The organism is Microbacterium sp. 8M (assembly GCF_902506375.1).
Lineage (GTDB): Bacteria > Actinomycetota > Actinomycetes > Actinomycetales > Microbacteriaceae > Microbacterium.
On sequence record NZ_LR733284.1, the window covers coordinates 1,071,837 to 1,081,096 of the forward strand.

Annotated in this window: 11 protein-coding genes; 8 read left to right on the top strand and 3 right to left on the bottom strand. The window is 70.5% G+C overall.

The window, feature by feature from the left end:
• Positions 1-1,014, top strand: coding sequence for an ABC transporter permease (locus tag AERO9AM_RS05065; RefSeq protein ID WP_159575168.1), 1,014 nt, complete (start codon positions 1-3; stop codon positions 1,012-1,014).
• Positions 1,011-2,783, top strand: coding sequence for a dipeptide ABC transporter ATP-binding protein (locus tag AERO9AM_RS05070; RefSeq protein ID WP_236602487.1), 1,773 nt, complete (start codon positions 1,011-1,013; stop codon positions 2,781-2,783). Before AERO9AM_RS05065 ends, AERO9AM_RS05070 begins: the two co-directional genes overlap by 4 nt.
• A 217-nt stretch (positions 2,784-3,000) precedes the next feature.
• Here the strand turns inward: AERO9AM_RS05070 and AERO9AM_RS05075 are convergent, their stop codons facing one another.
• Positions 3,001-4,215 carry a DUF3137 domain-containing protein gene (locus tag AERO9AM_RS05075; protein WP_236602488.1) on the bottom strand — a complete coding sequence of 405 codons (1,215 nt, stop codon included), beginning with the start codon at positions 4,213-4,215 and terminating at the stop codon, positions 3,001-3,003.
• A 204-nt stretch (positions 4,216-4,419) separates the two neighbouring features.
• Complete coding sequence (locus AERO9AM_RS05080; protein WP_159575169.1) at positions 4,420-5,274, bottom strand: class I SAM-dependent methyltransferase; 855 nt, start codon at positions 5,272-5,274, stop codon at positions 4,420-4,422.
• A 266-nt stretch (positions 5,275-5,540) separates the two neighbouring features.
• Here AERO9AM_RS05080 and rpsF point away from each other — a divergent pair, with 266 nt between their 5' ends.
• The 6 genes from rpsF (at position 5,541) to AERO9AM_RS05110 (ending at position 8,898) form a co-directional block, all read left to right on the top strand.
• Positions 5,541-5,906, top strand: a complete 366-nt coding sequence (gene rpsF / locus AERO9AM_RS05085; protein WP_159575170.1) for a 30S ribosomal protein S6 — start codon at positions 5,541-5,543, stop codon at positions 5,904-5,906.
• A 6-nt stretch (positions 5,907-5,912) separates the two neighbouring features.
• On the top strand, positions 5,913-6,422 hold the full coding sequence (locus tag AERO9AM_RS05090) for a single-stranded DNA-binding protein (protein WP_159575171.1): 510 nt from the start codon (positions 5,913-5,915) through the stop codon (positions 6,420-6,422).
• 64 nt (positions 6,423-6,486) lie between these two features.
• The gene (rpsR, locus tag AERO9AM_RS05095) at positions 6,487-6,741 is read left to right on the top strand and encodes a 30S ribosomal protein S18 (protein WP_040168021.1); all 255 of its coding nucleotides are present in this window, start codon (positions 6,487-6,489) and stop codon (positions 6,739-6,741) included.
• A gap of 11 nt (positions 6,742-6,752) precedes the next feature.
• Positions 6,753-7,205, top strand: a complete 453-nt coding sequence (gene rplI, locus AERO9AM_RS05100; protein WP_159575172.1) for a 50S ribosomal protein L9 — start codon at positions 6,753-6,755, stop codon at positions 7,203-7,205.
• Positions 7,206-7,466: 261 nt separating this feature from the next.
• Positions 7,467-8,132 carry a hypothetical protein gene (locus tag AERO9AM_RS05105; protein ID WP_159575173.1) on the top strand — a complete coding sequence of 222 codons (666 nt, stop codon included), beginning with the start codon at positions 7,467-7,469 and terminating at the stop codon, positions 8,130-8,132.
• Positions 8,133-8,163: 31 nt separating this feature from the next.
• Positions 8,164-8,898 (top strand): class F sortase, encoded by a 735-nt coding sequence (locus AERO9AM_RS05110; protein ID WP_328821164.1) that lies wholly within the window; start codon positions 8,164-8,166, stop codon positions 8,896-8,898.
• Between the two features lie 161 nt (positions 8,899-9,059).
• On the opposite strand, the gene AERO9AM_RS05115 is transcribed toward AERO9AM_RS05110, so the two are convergent.
• On the bottom strand, positions 9,060-9,260 hold a 201-nt coding region (locus AERO9AM_RS05115), incomplete at its 5' end, for a hypothetical protein (protein WP_236602489.1).

The window sequence follows — 9,260 nt, forward strand, 5'->3', positions numbered from 1 at the left end:
ATGACCATCGACAACACCTCCGAGCCCGTGGTCGACCGCGACCTCCCCACCCCCGAGACCGCGGTGCTCGCCGCCCAGGCTCCGCGCAAGCGGCGCTGGAGCGAGCGGCTCCCCGTGGTCTCCCATCTGCGTCAGAGCGTCGGCCTGCAGCGCGGCATGCTCGTCGTCGGCCTCGTCATCACCGGCGTGTTCGTGCTGACCGCGATCCTCGCCCCCGTCATCGCGCCCTACTCGTGGGCGCAGCAGTCGGTGAACGGGGTGAAGTTCGGCACGCAGCAGCCGCCGAGCGCCACCAACATCCTCGGCACCACCGTCAGCGGCTTCGACGTGTTCTCGCGGGTGATCTGGGGATCCCAGACGGCGCTGCTGGTCATCCTCGCCGCGATCGCGTGCTCGATCTTCATCGGCATCGCGCTCGGCCTGCTCTCCGGCTACTTCGGCGGCTGGCTGGACCGCACGCTCGTCGTGATCGCCGACGCGATCTACGCGTTCCCGTCGCTGCTGCTCGCGATCGTCATGTCGATCGTGATCAGCCACGGCCAGTCCAACCTGTGGTCGGGCATCATGGCGACCTCGCTGTCGATCACCGTGGTGTTCGTGCCGCAGTACTTCCGCGTCATCCGCGCAGAGGTGGTGCGGGTGCGGGCCGAGCCGTTCGTCGAGTCGGCGAAGGTGATCGGCGTGCCCACCGGCCGGATCCTGATCCGCCACGTGCTGCGCAACTCCACGCGCTCGCTCCCGGTCGTGATCACGCTGAACGCCTCCGAGGCGCTGCTGACCCTCGCGGGTCTCGGCTTCCTCGGCTTCGGCATCGAGGCGACCTCCGCAGCGGAGTGGGGCTACGACCTGAACCGCGCCATCGCCGACGTCACCAGCGGGATCTGGTGGACGTCGATCTTCCCCGGCCTCGCGATCGTGCTGGTGGTGCTCGGCATCACCCTCGTCGGCGAGAGCCTGAACGACCTGAGCGATCCGCGACTGCGCACCCGCCGTCGCGCGGGAGGTGCGGCATGACCGGCACGATCAACACGACCGGCCTGCCCGACGTGGCGGAGATCCGGAACCTCAAGGTGCGCTTCGCCACCGACGGCGACCCCGTCGACGCGGTCAAGGGCATCGACATCCAGGCGCACGCGGGCGAGGTGCTCGCGATCGTCGGGGAGTCCGGATCGGGCAAGACGGTCACAGCCAACGCGCTGCTCGGCCTGCTGCCCGAGACGGCCACCATGTCGGGTGCGGTGATCGTGCGCGGCCGCGGCGGCGAGACCGACGTGGTGCACGCGTCGCCCGCCAAGCTGCGGGCCATGCGCGGCCGCGACGCGGCGATGGTGTTCCAGGAGCCGTCCACCGCGCTGAATCCCGTGTACACCGTGGGCTGGCAGATCGCGGAGGGCCTGCGGGCGCACGCCGACGGCCGGCTGTCGAAGAAGGAGGCCAAGGCGAAGGCCGTCGAGATCCTCCGCAAGGTGGGCATCCCGGATCCGAACAGGCGCGTCGACGACTACCCGCACCAGTTCTCCGGCGGGCAGAAGCAGCGCATCGTGATCGCGATGGCGCTCGTGCTGAACGCCGGGCTCATCATCGCGGACGAGCCGACCACCGCGCTCGACGTCACGGTGCAGGCCGAGATCCTCGAGCTGCTGCGCGCGTGCCGCGACGAGTTCGGCGCGACGATCGTGCTCATCACGCACAACATGGGCGTGGTCGCCGACCTCGCCGACCGCGTCGTGGTGATGCTGCGGGGCGACATCGTCGAGCAGGCGCCCGTGCGGGAGCTCTTCGCGAACCCGCAGCAGGACTACACCCGCGAGCTCCTCGCCGCTGTGCCGCACGTCGGCCAGGGCAAGTCGGCGCTCGCGGCCGCCTCGATCCCCGAGCCCCTCACCCCGGGCCCTGAGCCTGTCGAAGGGACGCCGGGCGCTTCGACGAGCTCGGCGGCCGCCGACGAGGCGCCCGCGGGCAGCCTCATCGTGGCGCGGTCCTGCGAGATCGGCTACCCCGGGCGGTTCGGCCGTGGCGGCGTCGTGGCCGTGAAGGGGGTCGACTTCCACGTCGGTCCCGGCGAGGTCGTGGGCCTGGTGGGCGAGTCGGGATCCGGCAAGACCACGATCGGGCGCGCGGTCGTCGGCCTCACCACGGTCGTCGGCGGATCCCTGACCGTGCTGGGCCAGGAGATGAAGGGCGTGAAGCAGCGCCAGCTCGCCCCCCTGCGCCCCGAGATCGGCTTCGTGTTCCAGGATCCGGCGACGAGCTTCAACCCGCTGCTGTCGATCGCGGAGTGCATCGCGGAGCCGCTGATCGTGCACGGCCGTGCCTCCAGCGTCGCCGCAGCCCGCGCCCGCGTGGACGAGCTGCTCGACGCGGTGCGCCTGCCGGCGAACTTCGGCGACCGCTTCCCGCACGAGCTCTCCGGCGGGCAGCGGCAGCGGGCCTCGCTCGCGCGTGCGCTGGCACTGGATCCGAAGCTGCTCATCGCCGACGAGCCCACCAGCGCGCTCGATGTCTCGGTGCAGGCCAAGGTGCTCGACCTGTTCGTGCAGTTGCAGGCCGAGCTCGGCTTCGCGTCGCTGTTCATCAGCCACGACCTCGCCGTCATCGACGCCGTCGCCGACCGCATCATCGTGCTGCAGCGGGGACGGATCCAGGAGCAGGGGACGACCGCCCAGGTGCTGAACGATCCGTCGAACGCCTACACGCGGGAGCTGCTGACGGCGCTGCCCGTGCCCGACCCCGTGGAGCAGGCGGAGCGCCGCGCGCTCTGGCAGGCGGTGCGGCGGGGCTGATCCCGCCGACAGGTCGGGATCCGGTCTACGAGACGGAAAACGCCGCTGCGATGCGCTTCGCAGCGGCGTTTTCCATCTCGAAGGGGTGCGTCGTCGATGACCGAGATGGATTTCGTCGCCAGGGGAGCGCTCGCGGCGGCGTTTTCCCTCTCTCACATCTCTTGCGTCCCCTCGCCGGCGCCGGATCACCGATCCTCGGCGCCGCCCGCGCGACGAGTCAGCGTGCGAACAGGATGCCCAGGAGCGGGCCGACGAAGTGAAGGAGGTACCAGAGCAGGGCGATCACGAGCACGACCACCACGCTCCACGAGAAGCCGCGCTTGAGCCGGCGCCCTCCCGGGGCCACGCCGGGCGGGGGAGACCACGCCTGCTGGCCGGGTGCGGGCGTGGGAGCCGCGAACCCCGACGCCAGGAACCCGGCCGGGGCACCGGGCGCGCCGTGAAGACCGGGCGCGCCGGGAACGGGCCCGGCGGCGAACCCCTGCCCCTGCGCTGCGGCCTGGCCGAGCCGCTCGTCGCGCCAGCGGGCCCACTGCGCGAGCTTGTCGATCACGGCGCCGACCGTCGCGAACATGCGCGCCCACGTCGCCGGATCCAGCGTCGACACCTGCCGCCGCTGCGCGTACAGGAACAGCCAGTCGTCCACGATCTCGACGTCGAACGCCGCCGCGCTGTCCATGAACCGCGCCATGATGTCGGGCGTGAACAGATACAGCGCGTCCCGCTCGTACCCCTCGGGGCAGTACAGCGCGAAGTACCGGTCGAAGTCGCCCTCGAGCGACAGCCGCTGGTGCTTCGCGTAGCGCGCGGGGAGGTTGGATCCGAAGAGCCCGTTGTTGCCGACGGCGTCGAGCACGATGTTCGGCAGGGGCACGTCGAGGTGGATCGCGATGTAGCCCCACGGATGGGTCTGGCGGTCCTTGCCGGATCCGGTCGTGTACTGGTAGTTCGCGAATTCGACGAAGCGCGGAGAGGATCCGCGGACGAGGTCGGTGGAGACACGGCCGCTGCCGAGGCCGAAGATCATCCCGGGCAGGGCCGGTTCGCTCAGCGAGGGCGTGTAGGTCATGCCGTTCGCGGCGGCGAAGGAGGCGAGCCGGAACTGCCTGATGCGCCGGGAGCGCAGCCAGAAGACGATCGCCACGACGACGACGGCGACCGCGATCAGGATCAGCAGCACGGGGATGAGCCCGCTCGCGACGCCCAGCCTCGACGCCAGCATCGCGGCGCCGACCGTGCCGAACATGCCGAGCATCATCACGACGACCACCCCGGCGAAGACGGCGCCGAAGATCTGCGCCCCGCTCACGCCGGAGCCGGCGGCCGCCGCTGAGCGCGTGTACGCCGCCAGCGCTGCGCGATCCACCGGATCCGTCAACGGCCTCGCATCGAACGGATAAGGGCTCTCGGGTCGGCTGATCGGGGCGGTCACGCGTCCACGCTAACCCGCGGATCCCGCCGGGCGATGCGCGGGATCAGCGGTTCACGTCGTCGGCGTCCCACGGCAGGAACGTCAAGCGGCCGGAACAGGCGATCACGGGCGGACAGGCGGATCCCGGATCCGAAAGCCTGTTCTCGCGTGACCGCCTGTTCCCGCGCCCGTTCCCGCGCGGAGTCGCGTGCCCTGTGGACCCCGTCAGTCCTTGACCGCGACGATCGTGAACGTGCACGGAACCAGGTCGCGCTCCTCAGCCGGCCACACGTACTCGCCGTCGACCTCGAGCATGCGCGGGGAGAACCGCCACGGCAGGGTCCGGCCCTCGTCCATGTGCACGATCCGCAGGCCCGCCCCGAGCAGCGCGTTCACGACCGACGAGATCGGATGCGGCCACTCGTAGGTGCGCGGGTGGGCCACTGTGCCGTCCCCGGCATACGTGCCCTCGTCGTCCCACGCCAGCGCTCGCCCGTTCTCGAAGTAGCGGAAGCGGTGCACGAGCTCGTCGCGGGTCTCGTCCAGGCCGTACAGCACCGGATGCCCGTCGCGGATGTAGAACGTGCCGCCGGGGCGCAGCAGCTGCGCGACCTGCGCGGCCCAGCGGTTCAGGTCCTCGAGCCAGGTGATGGTGCCGATGCTCGTGTAGACGAGGTCGAACTCGGATCCGACGGCCGCCGCGGCGTCGAGCACGTCGGTCTCGACCCAGTCCGCATCCAGCCCCATCCGGGCGGCGAGGGCCGCAGCCGCTTCGAGGGCCGGGGCGGAGAAGTCGACGCCGGTGACGTGCGCGCCCAGGCGGGCGAACGAGAGCGTGTCGGTGCCGATGTGGCACTGCAGATGGCACACGTCGAGCCCCGCGAACCCCTGTGGCAGGAACGGGGCGAGGGCGGCCGCGTCGGTGCGGACGACGTCAGAGAGGTGCGCGGGGTCATCGAACGCGTCGAGGCCGTATGCCTCGACGTGCAGCGGAACGCGGTCGTCCCAGTTCTCCCGGTTGGCGTCACGCGCCTTCTGCCAATCGATGCGGACATCGCCGGACGACGTGGGTTCGCTCATGACCGTCACGCTAGCGGGCGTTCCGCCGCGGCACGAATGCAGGACGCGGTCACGGATGCGGGACGGATCCGCGGTTTGGAACCTGCATCCGCGCGGGGATCGTGCATACGGCGTGCAGGCGCCGCGGACGATCCGATTCGGCGCATCCAGGCGGATCCGCTAAGCTGTTCAGGTTGCCTGGGCGGATTCTGCCCTGGCACGTGCAACACACCCTCCTGCTTCCGGGAAAGTCCCGGAAGCCGTTCTAGTCCGAAGGAGGTGGGTAAGTGACGCACCAGTACGAGCTCATGGTCATTCTGACCCCCGAGCTGGACGAGCGCCAGGTTGCCCCCAACCTCGACAAGTTCCTGAAGGTCATCACCGCTGATGGTGGCTCGATTGACAAGGTCGACATCTGGGGCAAGCGCCGTTTCGCCTACGAGATCAACAAGAAGACCGAGGGCATCTACGCCGTCGTGAACTTCACCGCGACCAGCGAGGCCACCAACGAACTCGACCGCCAGCTGAACCTCAGCGAGCTCGTGTTCCGCACCAAGGTGCTGCGTGCCGAGGAAGCGATCGCCCAGGTCGCCGCCGAGGCCAAGCGCGCCGAGGAGAAGGCCGCTCGCAAGCCCAAGGTCGCGAAGGCCTAAGGCATCATGGCCGGCGAGACCGTCATCACCGTGGTGGGGAACCTCACCGCCGACCCCGAACTGCGCTACACGCAGAACGGGCTGCCGGTGGCGAACTTCACCATCGCTTCGACGCCGCGCACCTTCGACCGCCAGGCGAACGAGTGGAAGGACGGCGAAGCGCTGTTCCTCCGCGCGTCCGTGTGGCGCGAGTTCGCCGAGCACGTGGCGGGATCCCTGACGAAGGGCATGCGGGTCATCGCATCCGGACGCCTGCGTCAGCGCTCCTACCAGGACCGCGACGGCAACAACCGCACCGCGATCGAGCTGGAGGTCGACGAGATCGGCCCCTCGCTCCGCTACGCGACCGCCCAGGTCACCCGTGCCGCCTCGAGCGGCGGCGGGAACTTCTCCGGCGGGCAGCAGGGCGGGCGCTCGCAGCAGCGCGACAACGACGAGCCGTGGTCGACCCCCGGCTCCTCGAGCGCGGATGCGTGGAGCACTCCCGGCAGCTTCGGCGACGACACCCCGTTCTGAGCCGAAGCAACACAAGATTCCGGATCCTGACGGATCCGAAAACCATTTCTCGTAAGGAAGACTCATGGCTGGAAAGTCGAGCGGCGACCGCCGCAAGCCGCGGAAGGGCGCGAAGAACGCCGCCCCCGCGAAGTCCATCCGCGTGGGTGTCATCGACTACAAGGACGTCGCGACCCTCCGCAAGTTCATCTCGGAGCGCGGCAAGATCCGCGCCCGTCGCATCACCGGTGTGTCCGTGCAGGAGCAGCGCCTGATCGCGAAGGCGATCAAGAACGCGCGCGAGATGGCTCTCCTGCCCTACGCCGGCGCCGGCCGTTAAGGAGCACCGACATGGCAAAGCTGATTCTCACGAATGAGGTCGCCGGGCTCGGTAGCGCCGGTGACGTGGTCGAGGTCAAGAACGGGTACGCCCGCAACTATCTCGTGCCGCAGGGTTTCGCTGTCGCGTGGACGCGCGGTGGCGAGAAGCAGGTCGAGCAGATCCAGGCCGCCCGCAAGGCGCGCGCGATCCACGACCTCGACGACGCGGTGGCGCTGAAGAACGCCATCGAGGCCAACAAGATCCGTCTCGCCGTCAAGGCGGGCGCCGAGGGTCGTCTGTTCGGCTCGGTCAAGACCGCCGACGTCGCCGCCGCCGTCGAGGCCGCGGGCATCGGCGCGATCGACAAGCGCAAGGTGCACATCACCTCGCCGATCAAGTCGGTCGGCGACCACGAGGCCACCGTCCGTCTGCACGACGACGTGACCGCTGTGATCACGCTGCAGGTCGTCGCCGCCAAGTAAGCGCGCACGCCCTGTCAGGGGCCGTCTCCTTCGGGAGGCGGCCCCTTTCGCGTGTGCGGGAATGGACGGATCCCTTGCCCTCATATCGGAAGATCGGTATCGTTCGGCTCAAAGGTTGCACGGGCTGGGGCGTGGGCAACCGTCGACGGGGTGGGACCCGGCGATCTTGGGGATCGGCGCGTTGATGTGCACTCCGTGGACTTCCGCGCACCCGGATGCGTGTGATCACACATCGATCACGAATCTGGGGGTACTGGGGACATGTCTCCGAACAGCAAGAGCGCCGGGGCGCTCCGCAAGGCCGCGTACGCGGCGGGCGCGATGTCGCTCGCGGTCGCGGGAATCCTGATCACGGTGCCGGGGGCGTCTGCGGACGACGGCACCTGTACGCCGATGGCGGCGTACGACGAGCAGGTGCTCGTCACGCCGGCCGTCCCGGGGACGCCGGGCACGCCCGCCGTCACCCACCTCGAACCGCTGCAGCGCTACGCGTGGACGGGAGGCCCCGACGGACCCGGGGACGGCGACGTCCCGCCGAGCGACAACTGGCAGGCGAACACCGAGCACTACAAGGACGGGGATCCGCTCGGCGCTCCGTACCAGGCCGGCACACCGGGCAACAGCGACTGGTTCTACTGGACGACGGAAGAGGTCGTCGACACTCCGGCCGTGCCTGGGACGCCCGAGATCCCGGCCGTGTACAAGACCGTGCACCACGACGCCGTGACCTGCCCGGCCACCGTCGTGACTCCGCCGACCGAGGTCACCCCGCCCGCGCCGGTCGAGGAGCCGACGCACACGGTGCCCACGACGGTGCAGACCGACGGTGACACGTCGTGGATGCCGGTCGCCGCAGGCGGTCTCGGTGCGCTCGCCGCAGCCTCGCTCGGCGGTGCCGGACTGCTCATGCGCGGCCGTCGCAGCTGAGCGGTCCCAGAGGAGAGGAAGGGTCATCGTGATGCGCCGACGCCTCGCGATGGCCCTTCTCGCCGTCGCGGTGCTCGCCGGCGGCGGCGCGGTCGCCCTCGCCGGAGCGACGCGCGGCATCGGCGCCGTGCCGATGAAGCCCGCGCCGCAGGTGAGCGCCTCGGCCTCGTCCGGGTCGTCGTCCGGGCCGCTGCTGGCCCCGGCGACCGCTTCGGCGGGGCCAGAGCCGACGGCGCCACCGAGTCCCGCCCCGCTGCAGGACATCGACGGCACGCCGGTGCACATCACCGTGCTGGACCAGGGGACGCCGCTCATCGACGCGGACGTCAACCTGATCCAGCTGAACGAGGACGGCTGGCTGAACCCGGATCCCGGGCTGGCCGGCTGGTACGGCCCGCCGCAGTGGCAGACGATCCCGGGGAATCTGTCGGGCTATCGCGCCGTGATCGTGGGACACAACGTCACCGGCGAGGGCATGAAGGACGTCTTCTTCGACCTGGGCCGGGTGCGCGCGGGCGACAGCGTCGTGATCACCTACGCGCTGCGCACCGGCGGGCTGACCACCGCCCAGTTCGCCGTGGCCGCCGACGCGGTCAGCGCACCCAAGCAGGATGTGATCGCCCAGGCGGCGACCGCGTACCGATGGGTCTGGCAGTCGGACGGTCCGCAGCGCACCCTCGCGCTGTTCTCCTGCGATCTCGACGCGCCACATGTCGACGGTCATTCCGTCGACAACTGGATCGTGACCGCGACTCGCGTGTCGTGACCCGCAGCGGCAGGCGTGCCGGGCGCGTAGATGTCCGCATGCACCGCGGCCGGGCACCCCGATGGGGGCCGCCTCCCCGCCAGGGGGAGACGACCCCCTTTCTTCGCCGGGCCCGGTGCTGGGGACCTCGGGCCGGCGGGGGGTCCGGCGCCGCGGGCGGATCACCCTCCATCGACGCGCCGCGCCACCGCCCCGGTCACCGTCGGCGGCAACGCGATCTCCGTCCTCGGCGAAAGCACCGCCACCACCGGATCCGGCACCGCCAGCGGAGGCACCGGCAGCGGCACCACCGGCCCGTCCGGCCCGTCCACCAGCGGCGACGACGGCGTGCTCTCGGGCACCCAGATCGTGGCGCCCGTCAC

What these genes read in the sequence shown, in the direction of transcription:
- AERO9AM_RS05080 (WP_159575169.1), bottom strand. Translation starts at nt 5,274, where the DNA reads ATGAGCGAACCCACGTCGTCCGGCGATGTCCGCATCGATTGGCAGAAG.
- AERO9AM_RS05105 (WP_159575173.1), top strand. Translation starts at nt 7,467, where the DNA reads ATGTCTCCGAACAGCAAGAGCGCCGGGGCGCTCCGCAAGGCCGCGTAC.
- rplI (WP_159575172.1), top strand. Translation starts at nt 6,753, where the DNA reads ATGGCAAAGCTGATTCTCACGAATGAGGTCGCCGGGCTCGGTAGCGCC.
- AERO9AM_RS05110 (WP_328821164.1), top strand. Translation starts at nt 8,164, where the DNA reads ATGCGCCGACGCCTCGCGATGGCCCTTCTCGCCGTCGCGGTGCTCGCC.
- AERO9AM_RS05065 (WP_159575168.1), top strand. Translation starts at nt 1, where the DNA reads ATGACCATCGACAACACCTCCGAGCCCGTGGTCGACCGCGACCTCCCC.
- AERO9AM_RS05090 (WP_159575171.1), top strand. Translation starts at nt 5,913, where the DNA reads ATGGCCGGCGAGACCGTCATCACCGTGGTGGGGAACCTCACCGCCGAC.
- rpsR (WP_040168021.1), top strand. Translation starts at nt 6,487, where the DNA reads ATGGCTGGAAAGTCGAGCGGCGACCGCCGCAAGCCGCGGAAGGGCGCG.
- AERO9AM_RS05070 (WP_236602487.1), top strand. Translation starts at nt 1,011, where the DNA reads ATGACCGGCACGATCAACACGACCGGCCTGCCCGACGTGGCGGAGATC.